The organism is Paenibacillus tabacirhizosphaerae (genome assembly GCF_040812395.1).
In the GTDB taxonomy this organism is placed as follows: Bacteria; Bacillota; Bacilli; order Paenibacillales; family NBRC-103111; genus Paenibacillus_E.
This window is the reverse complement of record NZ_JBFNXH010000032.1, coordinates 1-21,326: the sequence shown is the minus strand read 5'-3', so window position 1 is coordinate 21,326 and position 21,326 is coordinate 1. Positions and strand designations below refer to the sequence as shown.

Sequence of the window (21,326 nt, the reverse complement as noted above, 5' to 3'; positions counted from 1 at the left end):
GGGGGTGCTGGATGATTTCTTCGCGCTGGGCGGGCATTCGCTGAAGGCGATGTCGCTCATCACGGCGATGCACAAGGCGTATCAGGTAGAGGTGCCATTAAAGGTATTATTTGAGACACCTAGTATTGAGGCTGTCGCTGCCTATATCCAATCAGCCGCAAAAGAAGATTATGTATCCATTCAACCCGTTGTCGATGAGCAGGGTTATTACCCGGTATCTTCTGCGCAAAAACGGATGTACATTCTCAGCGAATTTGAAGGCGCAGGCACCGGATACAATATGCCGGAGGCATTCATGCTTGAAGGCGATTTAGATACAGGCAGGCTGGAAACAGCCCTGAAGGGGCTTGTTGCCAGACATGAAATTCTGCGCACGTCGTTCGAAACGATTCAAGGCGAGCCTGTGCAACATATTCATACAGACATTGCCTTCTCGATCGAGACGATTGAAACGCATGAAAAAGAACTTGCGGAGATCACCGAATCGTTCGTGCGCCCGTTTCAATTGAATACGGCTCCGCTCATTAGAGCGGGTCTGGCAAAGCTCGGCAATGAGCGGCACTTGCTGCTTGTTGATATGCATCACATCATCTCTGACGGCGTATCTATGGGCATTATGATGGACGAATGTCTCCGGTTATACGAGGGCGAGCATCTTCCTCTCCCGGCGATTCATTATAAAGACTTTGCCGTATGGCAAAACAGCTGGTTCGAAACGGAAGCTTATTCTAAGCAAGAGAGATATTGGCTGGATACGTTTGCCGGAGAAATTCCGGTGCTTCATTTGCCGTCCGACTATGTCAGACCTGCCGTGCAAAGCTTCGAAGGCGACCAAGTTGCCCTGACCGTCGATCAAGAACTGTGCGGTCGGCTTGGGCAGCTTGCTGCGCAAACCGAAAGCACCTTGTTTATGGTGCTCCTAGCGGCATACAATATCCTGCTCGCGCAGTATACAGGCCAACAAGAGTTTGTTGTAGGCACGCCGATCGCTGGAAGATCGCATCCGGACACAGAAGGTATGCTGGGCATGTTCGTGAATACGTTGGCTTTGCGGAATCGTGTCGATGAAGAGATGACATTCCGTGCATTTTTAGCCGACGTGAAGCATAGGGCGCTGGAAGCCTATACGCATCAGGATTATCCATTCGAGCGGTTGGTGGAGCAAGTCGGCGGAACACGGGATCTTAGCCGAAATCCGTTGTTTGACACAATGTTTATCCTGCAAAACATAGATACGCAGCCGGATCATTCCGGCAGCGGTTTGAAATTGAGAGGTTCCGGCGTTCATAACGGTATCGCTAAATTTGATCTGACCTTTGAAGCCAGAGAAGCGGATGGTCAAATCGAGCTGGTTATCGATTACGGCGTCAAATTGTTTAAAAAAGAAACGGTGGAACGAATTGGACGCCATTTCGTTCAATTGCTGAAGTCTGTGGTGTCGAACGCAGATCTCCGTTTGGCTGATTTGACGGTATTGAACGAAGAGGAGCAGCGGCAACTGCTCGTCACGTTCAACGAGACGAAGAAAGATCTGCCTGCAGGCAAGACGCTGCATGAACGATTCGAGGAGCAGGTTGACCAGACGCCGGATCAGCCGGCAGTCGTCTATGCAGGCATACAGTTGACCTATGCGGAGCTGAATGCCGCAGCGAACCGATTGGCCAGGACGTTAAGGGATCAGGGGGTCGTTCCGGAGACGCGGGTAGGCATCATGGCGGATCGTTCGCTAGAGGTGGTAGTCGGTATCCTTGCGATATTGAAGGCGGGCGGGGCTTATGTGCCGATTGATCCGGCGTATCCGGAGGAACGAATTCGTTATATGCTGACCGACAGCAGCATCAGCCTCGTCTTGAGCCAAGCGCATCTCGTGGCAAGCTTGAGCGATGAAGTCCATGATGCTTTCGGCGGCGGGAAATGGCTCGATCTTCACGATGAGCGCCACTATCACGCTGATGGATCGAATCTGTCGAAGATCAATGCTCTTACGGATTTGGCGTACATCATTTACACATCGGGAACGACAGGAATGCCGAAAGGCGTCATGATCGAACACGCCAGTATTGCGGGCAATCTGCTGTGGAGAAAAGAAGAATATGCGCTGGATACGAATGATTCGGTGCTCCAGCTATTCTCCTTCGCCTTTGACGGCTTCGTGACCAGCTTCTTCACGCCGATCCTGGCAGGAGCGACGGTTGTCCTGCCGCAAGAAGAGGAAGCGAAGGATCCGCTTCGAATGAAAAAACTGATCGCTGCGCAGCGGATTACGCATTTCATCAGCGTGCCGAGCTTGTATGCAGCGCTGCTTGAGAGCATAAGCGCAGAAGAAGCCGCCTCGCTTCGCATCGTGACGCTGGCGGGTGAGAAAGTAAGCGCCAGCGTGGTCGCACGCTCCAGGCAGCTTCACCCGCATATCGAGTTGGTGAACGAATACGGGCCAACGGAAAACAGCGTCGTGGCGACATTCGAGAGAAATCTGGAGCCGCAGGACGACATTACGATTGGACGTCCGATTACCGGTACGCACATTTATATCGTGAGCGGAGCGGGCCGGATTCAGCCAATCGGCGTGATCGGCGAGCTGTGCATCGCCGGCAGCGGATTAGCGCGAGGGTACTTAAATCGTGATGATTTAACAGCTGATAAATTTGTGCGGAATCCGTTCGCGGCTGGGGATAACACCAACGAACGGATGTACAGAACGGGCGATCTTGCCCGGAGATTGCCGGACGGCAAGATCGAATTTATCGGCCGTCTGGACGAACAAGTGAAAGTCAGAGGATATCGGATCGAGCTAGGAGAGATCGAAGCCGTCATCCGTCAGCATCCGCTCATTACGGAAACGGTTGTGCTGGCGAAGGAAGATCATCGAGGACAGACATATCTATGCGCGTATATCGTTGCGGAGGATGTGTTCACGCTTGACGATTTGAGGGCACACGCAGGGAAGAAGCTGCCGGCCTACATGGTGCCGTCCTATTTCATGCAGCTGCTGGCGATGCCGCTTACGCCGAATGGCAAAGTGGATAAACACGCCCTGCCGGAGCCGGATACGAATCTTCTGGTCAAGCGGGAATATGTCGCGCCTTCGAACGCGGCGGAAGCCAAACTGGTCGGCATGCTGCAAGAATTGCTGGAAATTGAACAGATCGGCATGCTCGATAATTTCTTTGATCTCGGAGGCCACTCGCTAAACGCAATGACGCTGGTCTCCCGGTTGTACAAAGAATTCCAGGTCGAAATTCCATTAAGAGCCGTCTTTGAGACTTCTACGATCAAGGAGCTTGCGGTTTATCTGCAAGGAACGAGCCTTTCCCGTTATGAGTCGATACAAGTCATGGAAGAGCAGCCGTATTACCCGCTGTCTTCGGCTCAGAAGCGCCTATTCATTCTTAATCTGCTGGATAGCCGCAGCACCGCTTATAACATGCCTGGCGCCATGACGATAGAAGGAAAGCTGGATACAGAGCGGTTCCAAGGAGCTTTCCAAAGCTTGGTAGAACGCCACGAAACGCTTAGGACTTCATTCGATACCGCTGAGGGAGAACCTGCTCAAAGGGTACATCCGAAGCTAGAGATTCAGGTGGATTTCATTGAATATGCGCCATCGTTGCTGCCGCCGTTAGATGAAATCATTGAAGGCTTTGTCCGGCCTTTTGACTTGAAAACCGCGCCTCTCTTCCGAGTAGGGCTGGTGAAGTTGGAAGCGGAACGCCACGTGCTGCTGTTCGATATGCACCATCTCATTTCTGATGGCTTGTCGATGGGCATTTTCATCCAGGAATTCGTGCAATTGTACGAGAGGGAGCAATTGCCTCCGCTACGTATTCAATATAAGGATTTCTCGACATGGCAAAACCGCCTGTTCCAGTCGGAAGCGATTCAGAAGCAGGAATCCTACTGGCTAAGCGTGTTCAATGAGGAAGTTCCGCTGCTCGATCTGCCTACGGATTACGCAAGGCCATCTATGCGCAGCTTTGCTGGAAACAGCGTAACGTTCAGAACGGAGAATAAACTACGGAAGCAGCTGCAGCAGTTGGCAGCGGAGACGGGCACGACGCTCTATATGGTACTACTGGCGGCCTACAATGTGCTGCTGTCCAAATACGCGAATCAAGCGGATATTGTCGTCGGAACGCCGATCGCAGGCAGATCCCATGCCGATTTGGACGCGGTCATCGGGATGTTCGTCAATACGCTGGCGATGAGGAACCGTCCGGAGAGCGATAAATCATTTAAGCAATTTTTGGCCGAAGTGAAAGAACATGCGTTGGCGGCTTTTGAACATCAGGATTATCCGTTCGAAAATTTGGTTGAAAAACTGGAGCTGCAGCGCGATTTGAGCCGCAATCCGTTGTTTGACACGATGTTTATTATGCAAAATATCGGGGATCAAACGATCCGCATTAAATCGTTGAATTTTATTCCCTATGAGGTTTCTCAAACAACCTCGAAGTTCGATCTCACTTTGCTTGCTATAGAGGGTACCGACGGGTTGGAATTTACGCTGGAGTACGGTACGGCACTGTTCAAGCAGGAAACGATGGAACGGTTCGGGCAGCATTTCGCAAGGATTTTACAAGAAATAGCTGACCAGCCTGATGCGCTTTTGGCGCAAATCGACATGCTTTCTTTGGAAGAGAAGAAACAAATTGGCATTGACTTCAATCTGACGGAAGCCGCATTCCAGCAAACCAGTACGATCTACGAGCTGTTCGAGCAGCAGGTTGTGAAGACGCCTGATCATACGGCTGTCGTGTGGGGGCATGAGCGGTTGACGTATCGCGAGCTGAATGCGAAGGCAAACCGATTAGCGAGAGTATTGCGCGATAAAGGTGTCGGTGTGGACTGTATGGTCGGGGTTATGATGGAGCGCTCCGCCGATTTCATCGTCACCGTACTGGCCATCCTGAAAGCGGGAGGGGCGTACCTGCCGATCGACATCGAATATCCGGCTGACCGGATTCGCTACATGCTTGAAGATAGCGGCGCTTCACTCATTGTTTCGAAAAAGAGGGTTCATCCTGAAGGATATGCGGGAGAAGTGGCCGTCCTTGAGGAGATCGATCTGGCCTTCCAAGATGAGGCCAATTTGGAACCAAGCAGCACAGCCAAAGATTTGGCTTATATCATTTATACTTCCGGCACAACGGGCAAGCCTAAAGGAATTATGCTGGAGCATACGGGCATTGCGAATTTGAAAGCCTTTTTCGAAAATGAGCTCCAAGTGACGGCTGCGGACCGGATTGGGCAGTTCGCCTCCAGTTCCTTTGACGCTTCGGTTTGGGAAATGTTCATGGCCTTGCTGACAGGAGCATCACTCTACGTGCTGTCCAAGGAAATCATTGGAAATTACACGAGGTTTGAGGATTATGCGAGTGAGCAGCAGCTGACCATTCTTACTTTGCCGCCGACCTACATGACGCACCTGAATCCCGAACGGATGACGCCGTTGAAAAAGCTGGTAACAGCCGGCTCTGCGACATCATTCGAATTGATCCGCAAGTGGGAGAGCAGCGTGCAGTACATCAACGCGTACGGTCCGACCGAATCGACAATTTGCGCGACCATTTGGTACGCAGACTCAGCGGCAGCGCAGGCTGGCGTGGTGCCGATCGGCTTCCCGATTCCGAATACGCAGGTGTACATCCTGAGCGCTGACAATCAACTTCAGCCGATCGGCGTACCGGGCGAACTGTGCATCGGCGGTGTCGGGTTGGCCAGAGGTTATGTGAACAAGCCTGAACTGACGGATGAGAAGTTCACGGACCATCCCTTCGCTCCGAGCGAGCGTCTCTATCATACCGGGGATCTTGCCCGCTGGCTGCCTGATGGCAATATCGAGTATTTGGGACGGATTGACCATCAGGTGAAAATCAGAGGCTACCGTATTGAATTATCTGAGATTGAAGCGGTTATGCAGGATTACAGCCCGATTCAGGAAGCGATCGTTATCGCTCGTGAGGATCGCCATGGGCACAGCTTCTTGTGCGCCTATTATACGGGCAGCTCCACAGTGCCCCTATCCAGCATGAGAGAGCATCTTGCCGCACTGCTGCCCGATTACATGGTGCCGTCAATCATGATTCAACTCAGCGAAATGCCGCTGACGCCTAACGGTAAAATAGACCGCAAAGCGCTGCCGGAACCTGAACTTGGCGCTGCCGCCAAGGGCATGGAGTATGAAGCGCCCAGCAATGACCTGGAACGATTGCTTGCCGAAGTATGGGAAGAGGTGCTTGGCGTCAGTCCAATCGGCACGAAGGATAACTTCTTCGAGCTGGGCGGCGACTCGATCAAAGCCATTCAGGTTTCGACACGTTTGTATAAGTATGACTTTACGCTGGAAATGAAGGACTTGTTCCAGCATCCAACGATAGGAAAAGTGAGTTCCTATGTGCAGACGGTCGGTCGAAAGAGCAGTCAGGAGACGGTTGTCGGAGAATTGGAGCTATCGCCGATTCAGCGCTGGTTCTTCGCACAACGATTCACCGACAAGCATCATTGGAATCAATCGATTATGCTGCACGGCCTGCAAGGATTTAAGGAATCGGTTGTCCGCAGCGTGTTCGCCAAAATCGTGGAGCATCACGATGCGCTCCGAATGACGTTCCGATTCGACAACGAACGTGTGATTGCGCGCATTCGCGGTTTGGAGGAAACACGGGTACATCTGAATGTAATTGATGTCAGGAATCGTGGCGACGAGGCTGCGGTTATTGCCGAGGAAGCTGACCGCTTACAGGGCAGTTTCGATTTGAGCGAGGGACCTTTAGTGAAATTGGCGCTGTTCAAAACGAATACCGGCGATCATCTGTTCATCACTGCGCACCATTTGGTCATCGATGGCGTCTCCTGGCGTATTATCCTGGAAGATTTTGCGCTGGGGTATGAACAGGCCCTGAATCAAGAGGAAATTGCGTATCAAGATAAAACGGATTCCTATGCCGTGTGGACGGATCAGTTGCATGCATACGCCGCTGGAAAAGATCTGATCAAGGAAAGAAAGTATTGGCAATCTATCCATGACTTGTCTTGGGCTGAACTGCCTAAAGACAAAAAAGCGGAGGAAATGAAGCTCATTCATACCCGTAGCTCATCCTTTGAGCTGAACGAAGAGGAAACGGATCAGCTGTTGAAGCAGGTGAATCAAGCCTACCATACCGATATGCAGGATATTCTGTTGACGGCTTTGGGCTTAAGCGTCCGCGACTGGACGAAACAGGAGCGTGTCATTGTCAATATGGAAGGGCATGGCAGGGAAGATCTGGAGGGCCAAGTGAACGTATCGCGAACGGTCGGATGGTTCACCGCGCAGTTCCCGGTCGTCCTGGACTTCGAAGGAGCGGAAGATACGGGTTCGCAGATTAAGCGAATTAAAGAGTATGTGCGCCGTATACCGAATAAAGGCATCGGGTACGATCTTCTGAGATTTATGTCTCCCGAGGAGCAGCGTTTGAATACTCGGGCGTTAAAGCCGGAAATCGGCTTCAACTACTTGGGGCAGTTCGACTCCGATGTGACGACAAAATGGTTCACAATCTCTCCGTTTGAGACGGGAGAGCCGATGAGCCCGGATGGAGAGCGGTTGTTTACGCTTGACGTGACGGCCATGATTCAAGGCGGGAAATTAAGCGTTCAATTTGCTTATAACATCCAGGAATACAGTCCTTCGACGATCACAGAGCTGCAAACGAACTTTAAGCAGCATCTCCTTGCTATTATGGAGCACTGTGTGAACAAACAAGGTTCCGAGCTTACACCGAGCGATCTCGGCGATCATGAGCTCTCCCTGGAGGAGCTTGATGGTTTGGTTGATATATTCGAGTCTTGATTCCGGAGAGCAAACTTCCCAAGAGGTGAATAATGAAAAAATCAGACACCATTCAAAAAGTATATCCGCTTACGCCGATGCAGGAAGGCATGCTTTTCCATACGATCATGGATCCGGATTCGAGCGCCTATCATAACCTGCTGCAAGCCCAAATTTACGGAGAGCTGGATAGCAGCCTTTTTGAACAAAGCTTTAACCAACTAATCGAAGAGAACGATATTTTGCGCACCGCATTCGTTCATCAGAATCTCCAAAGGCCGAGACAGGTCGTTTTAAATAAAAGAACGATTCAGCTCCATGTTGAAGCCATCGGTCATTTGGACGAAAAGGAGCAGGAAGCATGCATCGAGTCGTATATCGGTACGCGGCATGCAGCTCGTTATAACTTGGCCAAAGATATCCCGATGCACATCGCTATTTTTCAAATAGCTGAACAGGAATATCGGTTCATCTGGAGCCACCATCATATTTTGATGGACGGGTGGGGTCTCGGCATTGTCATCAATCGGCTGTTTCAAATTTATGGCGCACTCAAACATAACAAAACGCTGCCGCAAGAAGCCGTGTACCCTTTTAGCGACTATATCAAGTGGCTGGAAAAGCAAGATAAGGATGAGGCGCTGGCTTACTGGCGAACGTATTTGGACGGCTATGAGCCGTCCATCCCAACGCCCAAGGCCTCCTCGCCTGCCGGCAGTGCGTATAGAAAGCATGAGATCAGCTTCGCGGTAGACGAAACGACGACAGGGCGGATTGCCCAGCTTGCGAGCAGCTATCAGACGACGGTCAACACCGTTTTCCAGACGATTTGGGGGCTGCTTCTAAGCAAATATAATCATACCGACGACGTTGTATTCGGTTCCGTCGTTTCCGGACGCCCTTCGCAAGTGAAGGGCATCGAGAAGATGGTCGGCCTGTTCATTAATACGATTCCGGTACGTATATCCTATCAGGGAGATCAATCGTTTGGCAGCCTGCTTGCCGAAGCTCAGCGGAATGCGCTGGCTTCGGAGGGCTACCATTTCGTTCCCCTGTATGATATTCAGAGCCAGGAGGGGCACAAGCAGGATCTTTTCGATCATATTATTATTTTCGAAAACTACCCTATTGCTAAAAATTTGCAGAATAACGGCTGGGATTCCACACTGGGCTTCAACATCGGCCATGTGGACGTCGAGGAACAGACCAACTATCCGTTGAATATCGTTGTGGCGCCTGGCGCAGAACTGGGCATCAAGCTTAGCTTTGATGAATCTGTTTATGAAGCGGAATGGATGAAGGGCATCGAAGGGCATATGAAGCAAATCATTGCCCAGGTTGTGGCCGATCCGCAGACATTACTGAAGCATATTCACATCGTGACGGAGGAAGAGAGACGGCAAATTCTCCATTCTTTCAACGACACAGAGATTCGTTACCCGCAGAACCGGGAGCAAACGCTGCATGCGCTGTTCGAAAATCAGGCGGAGCAAACGCCGCACCAAACGGCGATTGTTTGCGGAGGAACGAGCCTGACGTACGCGGAGCTCAACGAAAGAGCGAACAGGCTTGCCCGGGTATTACAAGAAAAGGGCGTAGGCAAGGACCAACTTGTTGCGATTATGACGGAGCGCTCCTTGGACATGGCTGTCGGTCTGCTTGCTATTCTGAAAGCAGGGGGCGCTTATGTGCCATGCGATCCGGAATATCCCGCAGAGCGAATTCGCTACTTGCTCCAAGACAGCGGTGCGCAGCTCCTGCTCAGCCAATCAAGCTTGAGGCACAAAATAGAGGGGAGCCACTGCGAATTCCTGGATCTGCAGGATGATGCGAATTATGCCCTGGAAGCCTCTAATATTGCGGCAACCAGCGGTCCGGCGGACTTGGCCTATCTGATCTACACGTCAGGAACCACGGGTCAGCCGAAAGGAGTAATGGTCGAACACGCGAGTATTCTGAATACGATCCGTTGGAGAAAAGAGGAGTACGCTTTCGGCACGGATGACCGTATCTTGCTGTTCTTATCGTTTTCCTTCGACGCCTTCGTCAGCAGCTTTTTCGCGCCACTCGTCTCCGGTTCGACGGTTGTTATAGCGAGCGACGAGGAAGCGAAAGATCCGTTGGCGCTGAAGAAACGGATTGCTTCCTTGCAAATCACCCATTTTAGCTGTGTGCCGAGCTTATATGCCGCCATTTTGGAAACGATGACGGCGGAAGATGCTGCCTCGCTGAAAGCCGTAACACTCGGCGGCGAAAGCATCTCGCCTTATTTGCTGGAAAAAACAAAAAGAATCGTCCCCGGCGTGGAAATTGTCAACGAGTACGGGCCGACGGAAAATAGCGTCATTTCCACCGTCTGCCGGGATCTTTTGCCAGAAGAGACGGTAACGATCGGTCATCCGATCGCGAACTCGCACGTGTACATCGTGGATCAGCATCACCAACTGCTGCCTGTAGGAGTTAAGGGGGAGCTGTGTGTAGCGGGGGCAGGGCTAGCCAGAGGGTATTGGAACCGGGAAGCGCTCACTGCGGAGAAATTCATCGCCAACCCTTTCGTTCCAGGCACCCTCATGTACAAAACCGGCGATTTGGCGAGGTGGCTGCCGAACGGCAATATCGCATTTATTTCCCGGATCGATCATCAGGTGAAAATCCGCGGCTACCGCATCGAGTTGGGAGAAGTCGAGGCAGCGGTACTGGCGCACCGCAGTTTGAAAGAAGCGGCTGTGCTCGTTGTTGAAGAAGGCGAGGGTGAAAAGGCGTTAGCTGCCTATTATACAAGCGAAGCGGACGTGTCAGCTGCCGAGCTGAAGGGCGATCTGCTGCGGGAACTCCCGGCTTATATGGTGCCTTCCCATTTCATCCAGATAGAACGATTGCCGCTTACGCCAAACGGCAAAATCGACCGCAAAGCGCTGCCGAATCCGGAAAGCGGATTAAAATCGGCTGCTGTCTTTGAAGCGCCTGCTAACCTTATGGAAGCGAGCCTTCTGCCTTTGTGGCAAGAAGTTTTAAAGACAGAGGCCATCGGGGTGACCGACAGCTTCTTTGAAAATGGCGGCCATTCGTTGAAAGCAATGCTGCTTATTTCGAGAATCCATCAGGAACTCAAGGTGGAAGTGCCGATCAAGGTGCTGTTCGAGAAACCGACCATCAGGCAGATGGCAAGGTATATCCAAGGCGCCGACGAACAAGACCATGCGGTAATAGCGCCTGTGGAGCACCGTGAATACTATCCGGTATCCTCTGCGCAAAAGCGGATGTTCGTGCTCAATCGGGTCGATCCTGACGGAACCAGCTCCAATATGCCTGGACTTATGCAACTGGAAGGGCCGCTCGATGTTGACAGGTTTCAAGCGGCATTTCAAGCCCTAGTGAAACGGCACGATACGCTGCGAACGTCTTTCGAGACGGTGGATGGGGAGCCTGTGCAAATCGTGCATCCTCAGGCAGATCTGCAGATTGCTGTAAAAGAAATGAGCGAACAGGAAGCCGCCGGTGCGCTGGATGACTTCGTCCGGCCGTTTGATTTAAGCAAAGCGCCGCTTCTGAGAGTAGGGCTGATCAAGCTCTCCGCTGAGCGCCACTTCTTCCTGTTCGATCTGCATCATATTATTTCTGACGGCGCCTCTATGGGGGTGTTAGTCAAGGAATTCATGCTCCTCTACCAAGGGAAGGGTTTGCCCGAGCTTGCCATCCAGTATACAGATTTTTCCGTATGGCAGCAGGAACGATTCGGATCCGAAGCCATGCAGAAACAGGAAGCTTATTGGCTCGACACGTTCAAAGGGGAAGTCCCTGTTCTTGAAATCCAGACGGATTATCCGAGACCATTGGTTCAGAGCTTTGAGGGAGATAAGATCGTCGTCCATACCGGCAAAAAACTGCAACAAGATTTGGGGCGTCTTGCTGCGGAATCAGGCGCAACGCTATATATGGTCATGCTTGCAGCTTACAATGTGTTGCTCGCCAAATATTCCGGGCAGGAAGATATCGTTGTAGGGACGCCGATTGCCGGCAGATCACATGCCGACCTTCAATCGGTCATCGGCATGTTCGTCAATACGCTGGCGCTTCGCAATCAAGCGGAGGGCAAGCTTTCGTTCGCCGAGTTGCTGGCACAAGTCAAGGTGAACATGCTGAATGTGTATGAAAACCAGGATTATCCGTTCGAAGCGTTGGTCGAGAAGCTCAATGTGACGAGAGACATGAGCCGCAATCCGCTGTTCGATACGATGCTGGTTTTACAAAATATTGAGATCCAGGCTATGGAGCTGGATGGATTGTCTATATCTCCGGGCCAACTGGAGCATCCCATTGCGAAATTCGATCTGACCATTGAAGCGAGAGAAGACGAAGAGGGAATCGAGCTTTGCTTCATCTATCGGACACGTTTGTTCAAGCAGGAAACTGTGCAGGGCATGGCGGATCATTTTCTGAATCTGCTGCAATCTGCCGTTGCCAACCCGCACCAAACGCTGTCAGCTATGGAGATGCTAAGCGAGGCGGAAAGGCAGCATCTGCTGGTTGGATTCAATGACACCGCTGCCCATTACCCGGAAGAAATGACCTTGCACGCCCTCTTCGAGGAGCAGGCTGCAAGCAGGCCGGATCACGTCGCAGTCGTATGCGGCGGGCAACGGATGACCTACCGCGAGTTGAATGCGCGCGCCAACCAGGTTGCCAGGGTGCTGCGCGACCATGGTGTCCAGCCCGACGACAGGGTCGGACTGCTGCTGGAGCGCTCGCTTGACATGATCGTGGGCATCCTAGCCACCTTGAAAGCCGGCGGCGCCTATGTACCGCTGGATCCTGACTATCCAGAGGATCGCCTGCAGTATATGCTGGACGATTGCGGCGCGCGCGTCATGCTGGCCGGGGCTCATTTGACCGGGAAAGCGCCGTTTAACGGAACCGTACTGAACATAGCCGACCCAGCTCTATACCTTGGCGACAGCTCTAATCCAGAAGCCGTGAATCAGCCAAGCGATATGGCTTATATCATCTATACATCGGGTACGACAGGCCTGCCGAAAGGCGTCATGATCGAACATCGCAATGTCGTTCGCCTGATGGTGAACGATAAGATGAAGTTCGATTTTACGGACGGCGACGTGTGGACGGTGTTCCACTCCTTCTGCTTCGATTTCTCCGTTTGGGAAATGTACGGCGCGCTGCTGTACGGCGGCACCTGTGTCGTTGTGCCAAAGGAGATTGCGCAGAATCCGAAGTCGTTCTCGCAGCTGCTGCGCCAAGAAGGCGTGACGGTGCTGAACCAGACGCCGACTGCATTCTATGCGCTGATCCACGAGGAGCTGGAGCGGCGCGATAGCGATTTGCGTGTCCGCTATGTCATCTTCGGCGGCGAGGCGCTGAATCCGATCATGCTGAAGCCGTGGAAGGCGAAGCATCCGCAGACCCGGCTTATTAACATGTACGGCATTACGGAAACGACCGTTCACGTGACTTATAAAGAAATAACGGACGGCGATATGGCGACGAGTTTAAGCAATATCGGCCAGCCTATTCCAACACTGACAAGCTATATTTTTGATACGGAGCAGCGGCTAGTTCCGATCGGCGTCAAGGGAGAACTGTACGTGGGCGGAGAAGGCGTCGCTCGCGGGTACTTGAACAGGGAAGAACTGACGGCTGAGCGGTTTATCGCCAATCCGTACAATCCGGGGGAGAGGCTGTACAGATCGGGCGATCTCGCCAGATTGCTGCGCAGCGGAGAAATGGAGTATTTGGGCCGCATCGACCATCAGGTCAAAATTCGCGGTCATCGCATTGAGCTGGGCGAGATTGAGACGCAGCTCTTGAAGCACGAGGCAATTCGCGAGGCTATTGTGTTGGCACTGGACGACGAGCAGGGGCAAAAGTATTTGTGCGCGTACCTGTTGTCGGATATCGAGCTAAGCGTGACAGAGCTGCGGGCACACACGTCCGAGAATCTGCCTTTATACATGATACCGTCGCATTTTGTCCGGTTAGAGCAGATGCCGATGACGTCCAACGGCAAGGTTGACCGGAAGGCGCTGCCGAAGCCGCAGGATGGACGAGTGACAGGAGCGGAGTACAAAGCGCCTGCCAGCGAGCTCGAAGACATGCTGGTTCAAATTTGGCAGGAAGTGCTGGGGTCGGAACGGATCGGTATCCGTGACAATTTCTTCGAACTGGGCGGCGATTCCATTAAAGGGATACAGGTTGCTTCCAGACTGTTCAAGCACGGGCTGCAGCTCGAGATGAAGGATTTGTTCCGCTACCCGGTGATCGAAGATCTGGCGAGCTTTGTTACGCAGGTTAAGCGCCTGATTCCACAAGAGCCCGTCGTAGGCGAAATCGGGCTGACACCGATTCAGAATTGGTTTTTCGAGCAGCGCTTTGCAGGCCAGCATCACTGGAATCAGTCGGTCATGCTGCATAAGCCTGACGGCTTCGATACGCAGGCTTTGGAGAAGGCGCTAGGGCATCTGGTACATCACCATGATGCGCTCCGCACGGTGTATACCGAGAAGGACGGACGGATTGTCCAGTTCAATCGCGGTTTGGAAGACGGGATCTACGGATTCGAACGGTATGATTTCACGGCCGAATCCGACATCGGAGCGCGTATTGCGATGGAAGCTAATCGCGTTCAACAAAGCTTTGACCTGAGTCAAGGCCCGCTTTTGAAAGCAGCCCTTTTCCATACGTCCGAAGGCGATCATCTCCTGCTAGTCGCTCATCATTTGATCGTTGACGGGATCTCATGGCGGATTCTCTTTGAAGATTTGGCGACAAGCTATGCACAAGCACTTGCTGGCGAAGCTACCTCGCTTCAGGACAAAACGGATTCGTTCCAATATTGGTCGGAGCGCTTAACAGCCTATGCGGAAAGCAAGGAATTGCTGCAGGAGATTCATTATTGGAAAAAAATAGAAGGCGCTATGGTTAGCCCTCTTTATAAAGATTTTGCGGTTGAAACCAGCACGATTGGCGAAAGCGAAACGCAAGAGATCGCACTCACCAGCGTACAGACTGACCATCTGCTCAAACATGTCCACCAGGCGTACCATACGGAAATGAACGACATTCTTCTAACTGCGCTCGGACTAGCGGTTCAGGAATGGGGCCACATGGATCGGATTGCAGTTCAACTGGAAGGCCACGGCCGTGAAGAGATCATGGAAGACGTCAATCTATCCCGAACGGTAGGCTGGTTTACTTCGATGTTCCCCGTCGTGCTTGATCTCGCGGATGGAGTGGATGTATCCACGGGAATCAAGTCGGTGAAAGAGATGCTCAGACAGGTTCCGAATAAGGGAATCGGCTATGACATTCTGAAATATGTGACGCCGGCAGAGAAACGATCCGGGTTGAATTTTAACCTGAAGCCGGAAATCTGCTTCAATTATCTCGGGCAGTTCGATTCCGGCCTTACCCAGGAGGCGTTCGGTCCATCAGCCTATGATATGGGAGAGCCGATTAATCCCGATTCCCGGCGCATGCATACGATCATCATCAACGGAATGGCGACGAACGGCGAATTGAGCTTCCGTTTTTCGTATAGCCCGAAGCAGTATGAGGCGTCCACGATGCAACATTTATCCGAAGCGTTCAAATATCATCTGCTCCGCATCATCGATCATTGCATGAACAAGGAAGAAAGCGAGCGGACCGCGAGCGATTTCAGCTCCAAAGGTCTGACCACGGAAGACGTAGATGATATTTTTGATTTGCTTGCCGAAAAGCTGTGATCAGGACTTGAAACGCTAAGGAGAGAAGCCGCAGTATGAGTCAATTTAAAAAAGAACACGTCCAGGACATGTATTTTTTATCTCCGATGCAGGAAGGGATGCTGTTTCATTACGTTATGGATCAGGGCAAATCGAATGCTTATTTCGAACAGATGTCCATCCGCATACAGGGAACGCTTGATGTTGATTTGTTTTCGCTCAGCTTGAACCGGATCGCCCAGCGGCATGACGTTTTTCGTACTATTTTTCTTTATGAAAAAGTGAAACGCCCCGTGCAAGTCGTGCTGAAGGAACGTCCGATTCAGGCTTACTATGAAAATATCAGCGGTTTGCCCGAGCAAGAACGCGAGTTGTACGTTGAACGATTTAAACAGACCGATTTGGAGCAGGGCTTTGACCTGACGAAGGACACCATGATGCGTATCTCGATCCTTCAAACGGGCGAAACCGACTACCAGGTCATATGGAGCCATCATCACATTTTGATGGACGGCTGGTGCTTGGGCATCATCGTAGGCGAATTATTTCAAATTTATGCAGCTTTGAGGGAGCAGGCTCCGATTCAGTTGGATCGGACCTTCCCCTATAGCGATTACATGAAATGGCTGGAACGGCAGGACAAAGAGGAAGCGAAACGCTTTTGGTCGGAGGCGCTGGACGGGTATGAGCAGCTGGCGTCTGTGCCCCAAAGGGCAACCGACGATCCGGGCATTTCCAGCGGTTACAAGCAGGAAGAGTTCACGATCCGCTTCGACGAAAAACTGACTGCGCAGTTGCAGCAGTTGGCAAGCAGACATCAAGTTACGCTGAACACTGTGTTCCAATCGATCTGGGGCATCGTGCTGCAAAGGTACAGTCACGCCAATGATGTCGTGTTTGGATCTGTCGTTTCGGGGCGGCCGTCACAGGTTGTCGGCATTGAGAAAATGGTCGGATTATTCATTAACACGATCCCTGTACGCGTAAAGTCGTCCTCGGACGATACGTTTTCGGATGTGCTGCGCAGTGTACAGCGCGGTGCGCTGTCCGCCGAGCCGTTCACTTACTTGCCGCTTGCTGAGGTGCAAGCGCAAACCGTTCTTGCCAATCAATTATTTAACCATATTCTCGTTTTCGAAAACTATCCAGTGGAAGAATCGGTTCAAAATGGCTCCATTGAAAGCCAATTGGGTTTCGAAGCGACGGATGTGAGCATGGTTGAGCAGACGAGCTATGACTTGAACTTGCTGGTTATGCCGGGCCGTGAGCTGGGGGTGCGCCTGAACTTTAACGCGAATGTGTATGACCGGCATTTTCTGCAGCGCATTGAAGGCCATTTGCACACCGTCGCCAGGACGATTGTGGAACAACCGGAACTGCGCCTGCGCGACCTGGCGATGATAACCGATGAAGAACAGCGGCATCTCATCCAGTTGAATGGTGCGAGGGAAGAGGTTCCCGGCGACTTGACGATTCATCGTATGTTCGAGCAGCAGGCCGAGAAAACGCCGGATGAAGTGGCTGTAGTTTTCGGAAAGCGTCAGCTGACGTACCGCGAGCTGAATGAAAAGGCCAACCAGTTGGCCCGAACGCTGCGCGGCAAACATGTCGGCGCGGATCAGGCTGTCGGGATCATGGTGGAACGTTCGCTGGATTTAGTCGTCGGCATTCTTGGCATTTTGAAGGCGGGAGGCGCTTATGTGCCAATCGACCCGGAGCTGCCGGAGGAACGAGTGGGCTATATGCTTGGCAACAGCGGGGCAGCCATTTTGCTTACCCAGAGCCATTTAATCGGAAAGGCGGCCTTTGACGGAGAAATTCTTGATCTGTCTAACGATGCCTTATATGACTCTGATGGCAGCAATCTGGTGCTTAGCGACAGCCCGGATCAGCTTTTCTATATCATTTATACGTCGGGTACGACGGGCAAGCCGAAAGGCGTTATGCTGGAGCATCGCAACATGGTCAACCTGCTTCACCATGTGTTCCGCCACGGCAATATCCATTATGGCAGCCGCGTTCTGCAATACACGACCATGAGCTTCGACGTGTGTTACCAGGAAATCTTTTCTACATTGTGCTCGGGGGGGAACTTATATCTGATCGACGGAGAGACGAAGCGGGAGGTTCACAAGCTGCTTCACTTCATCGAAGAAGCGCAAATTGAAGTTTTGTTCCTTCCGGTCTCCTTCCTGAAATTTATTTTTAACGAGCAGGAATTTGCCAGCCAGGTTCCGTCGTGTGTGCGGCATATCGTTACCGCCGGCGAGCAGCTTGTGGTCACGAATCAGCTGCGATCCTATTTGCAAAAAAATGACGTGCATCTCCATAATCATTACGGCCCATCGGAGACGCACGTAGTCACCATCTTTCAAATGGATCCGCACGGTGACATACCGGAGCTGCCGTCAATCGGAAGGCCGATTTCGAACAACGGCATTTATATTTTGAATGAGAGCTTGCAGCTTCAGCCATTCGGCGCACCGGGGGAATTATTCATTGCCGGGGACAACGTAGGTCGCGGTTACCGGAACAATGACGAACTGACTGTAGAAAAGTTCATACAGAATCCGTATCGTGCGGGCGAGCGGATGTACCGGACGGGCGATCTGGCAAGATGGATGCCGGACGGCAATCTGGCGTTCCTCGGGCGTATCGACCATCAGGTGAAAATCCGCGGTCACCGCATCGAACTTGGCGAAATCGAATCACAGCTGCTGAACCATCCTTCGGTGACGGCCGCAGCCGTTCTGGACCGGAAGGATGCGCAGGGCGGAACTTATTTGTGCGCGTATTACGTCTCGGATCGTCCGCTTCAATCACTGGAGTTGAGAACGTATTTGCTGCAAACATTGCCAGAATATATGATTCCGTCCTTTTTTATGGAGCTGGGCAAATTGCCTGTAACTCCGAATGGCAAAACAGACCGACGTTCGCTGCCTGAGCCAGAAGGGGAAATTGTGTCGGGTACAGCTTATGCGCCGCCGACGAATGTAGTGGAAGAAGCGCTGCTTCCGATTTGGCAGGAAGTGCTGGGCGTAGAACGTGTCGGTATCCATGACAACTTCTTCTCGCTTGGCGGGCATTCGCTTAAGGCCATGACGCTGATGTCGCGCATTAACAAACATTTCAACGCGGACATTCCGCTGCGCATGCTGTTTGAATCGCCGACTGCAGAAGGGCTGGCGCGCAAAATCCGCGAGGCGGAGGAGGACGTCAGACAAGCGATTCATCCAGCGGAAATAAAGCCGTATTATCCGGTCTCCTCCGCCCAGAAACGGATGTTTGTGCTGCAGGATCTGGATGATGCAGGCATCGGCTACAATATGCCGGGCGTGTTCATTATCGAAGGCGAGATTGATCGTGAGCGGTTCGAAAAGGCGTTTGCCCAGCTCATTTTGCGTCACGAATCGCTGCGCACGTCCTTTGATTTGTTGGATGGGGAGCCTGTTCAGACCATTCACGCGAACATTGATTTCGCAGTCGAATTCTCTCGCCTGGGAGAATCCGCAGACGATTTGGCTCCTGACAATCAAGCCATTGAACAGATTGTCGGGAGTTTCATGCGTCCGTTCAACCTGGGGCAGGGTCCGCTTATTCGCGTGGCACTTGTAGAGCTTCAGGATCAGCGGCATTTGTTCATGTACGATATGCATCATATTATTTCCGACGGCGTATCCATGTCCGTTATTGTGAAGGAGTTTGCGCAGCTTTACGGCGGCGGCACTTTGCCGGAACTTTCCCTTCAGTACAAAGATTATGCCGTTTGGCAGCAGGCTCAAATGGAAAGCGAAGCGCTTCGGAAGCAAGAAGCCTTTTGGTTGCAAGCATATGCCGGCGAGCTGCCGCAATTGGAGCTTCCTACCGATTTCCCGCGTCCAGCGGTGCAGAGTTTTGAGGGCGACCATATCCGCTTTGATATAGAATCCGATTTGGTTCGCGCTTTGCAGCGTGTGGCTGCGGAAACCGGGGCAACGCTTTACATGGTTCTGTTTGCGGCTTATACGGTGCTGCTTTCCAAATATGCCGGACAGGAAGATATCGTGGTAGGCACACCGACGGCTGGCCGATCCCATGCGGATCTGGAGCATGTAGTCGGGATGTTCGTCGGTACGTTGGCGCTGAGAAGCCGCCCGGAAGGCGGGAAAACATTCCGCTCCTTCTTGTCGGAGGTGAAGGAGTTCGCGCTTCAAGCTTTCGAAGCGCAGGAATATCCGCTTGATATGCTGCTGGATCAATTGCATATCCGGCGTGATCCAGGCCGAAATCCCCTGTTCGATACGATGTTTAGCATGCAAAGCATCGATCCGGGACCAAGCCCGGATGGCAACAAGGGCTTGGGAGAACTCATTTTTACGCCGCACGTGTGGCAAAGCGGCATCGCGAAATTCGATTTGACGTTGGAGGCGCGTGAAGGAGCGGGAAGTTTGGCGTTCCAGCTGGATTTCAGCACGAGATTATTTGAAAAGAATACAGCGGAGCGGATGGCGCGCCATTTTGTATGCCTATTGGAAAATATCGCTGTCGCTAAGGATCAAACCCTGGCGGAGCTAAGCATGATACCTGATGAAGAGGCTAGGCAAATCGTTGCCGAGTTCAACGATACGAGATCTGATTATCCGGGCGACGAGACGATTGCCACGTTGTTTGAAGGGCAGGCTGCGCGAACTCCGGATCATCCGGCTGTCGTTCATGAAGGCAAGCAGCTTACTTATCGGGAGTTGAATGAACGGGCGAATCAGTTAGCAAGAGAGCTGAGGATGACGGGAGTTGGCTCCGACACAGTCGTAGGCTTGCTCGCGGATCGTTCGGTTGAACTGATGATCGGCCTGATCGCCATTCTGAAGGCGGGCGGCGCTTATTTGTTGCTAGATTTAGAGCTGCCTGTTGACCGGATGGCCTTCATGCTCGCGGACAGCGGTTCGCGCATAGTGCTGGCGCAAAATCAATTATACGGGAGGGCGCAGGCGGCTTCTGCCGAAAACGTCATTCTTCTCGATGATGCCGCATTGTATGAGAACGAAGGCAGCAAAGAGAACCTGGAGCCACTAAGCGGCCCCCGCGATCTCGCGTATGTCATTTACACGTCCGGCTCCACGGGCAAGCCGAAAGGGGTGCTCATCGAGCAGCGCAGCGTGGTCCGGTTGGTCAAAGAAACGAACTACGTGCAGTGGCATGCGGATGAGCGCATTTTGCAGACGGGAGCGCTCGGTTTCGACGCGATCACGTTTGAAATCTTCGGGGCACTGTTGAATGGCGGCACACTCTATCTGGCCGATAAGAGCGTCATCCTGGATAGCGAGCAGCTTGGCGCGTTCATTGCGAAGCACCGCATCACGACGATGTGGCTCACTTCGCCGCTGTTCAATCAGCTCTCGCAAGAAAATGCGGCGCTGTTCGCCGGGATGCGCCAACTGCTGGTTGGCGGTGACGCGTTGTCGCCGAGCCACATTAATTACGTGCGCAGCAAATGTCCGGGGCTGCGGCTGATCAACGGCTACGGGCCGACGGAGAACACCACGTTCTCTACGACGTTCCCGATTGAGCGCGACTATGAAGGAAGCATTCCGATCGGACGCCCGATCAGCAATTCCACGGCGTACATCGTGAACAAACAGGGCCAGTTGCAGCCGATCGGCGTGCCAGGCGAGTTGTGTGTCGGAGGAGACGGTGTCGCAAGGGGCTACGCGAATCGGCCTGAGCTGACGGCGGAGACCTTCGTGGCGAACCCGTTCGCACCAGGCGAGCGGATGTATCGCACTGGGGATCTCGCGAAATGGCTGCCGGACGGCACCATT

Annotated in this window: 3 protein-coding genes; all 3 read left to right on the top strand. The window is 52.5% G+C overall.

Going from position 1 to position 21,326, the window contains the following annotated elements:
- Window positions 1-4: 4 nt before the first annotated feature.
- Window positions 5-7,831 (top strand): amino acid adenylation domain-containing protein, encoded by a 7,827-nt coding sequence (locus ABRS97_RS27430; RefSeq protein WP_367819356.1) that lies wholly within the window; start codon window positions 5-7, stop codon window positions 7,829-7,831.
- Between the two features lie 32 nt (window positions 7,832-7,863).
- A complete protein-coding gene (locus ABRS97_RS27425) occupies window positions 7,864-15,549 on the top strand; it encodes an amino acid adenylation domain-containing protein (RefSeq protein ID WP_367819355.1) in 7,686 nt (2,561 codons plus the stop codon).
- A 35-nt stretch (window positions 15,550-15,584) separates the two neighbouring features.
- The coding region (locus tag ABRS97_RS27420; RefSeq protein WP_367859138.1) for an amino acid adenylation domain-containing protein at window positions 15,585-21,326 on the top strand (5,742 nt) is incomplete at its 3' end.

Bases quoted from the DNA above. Each gene is read 5' to 3' on its own strand.
- ABRS97_RS27425 (WP_367819355.1), top strand. From the start codon at position 7,864: ATGAAAAAATCAGACACCATTCAAAAAGTATATCCGCTTACGCCGATG.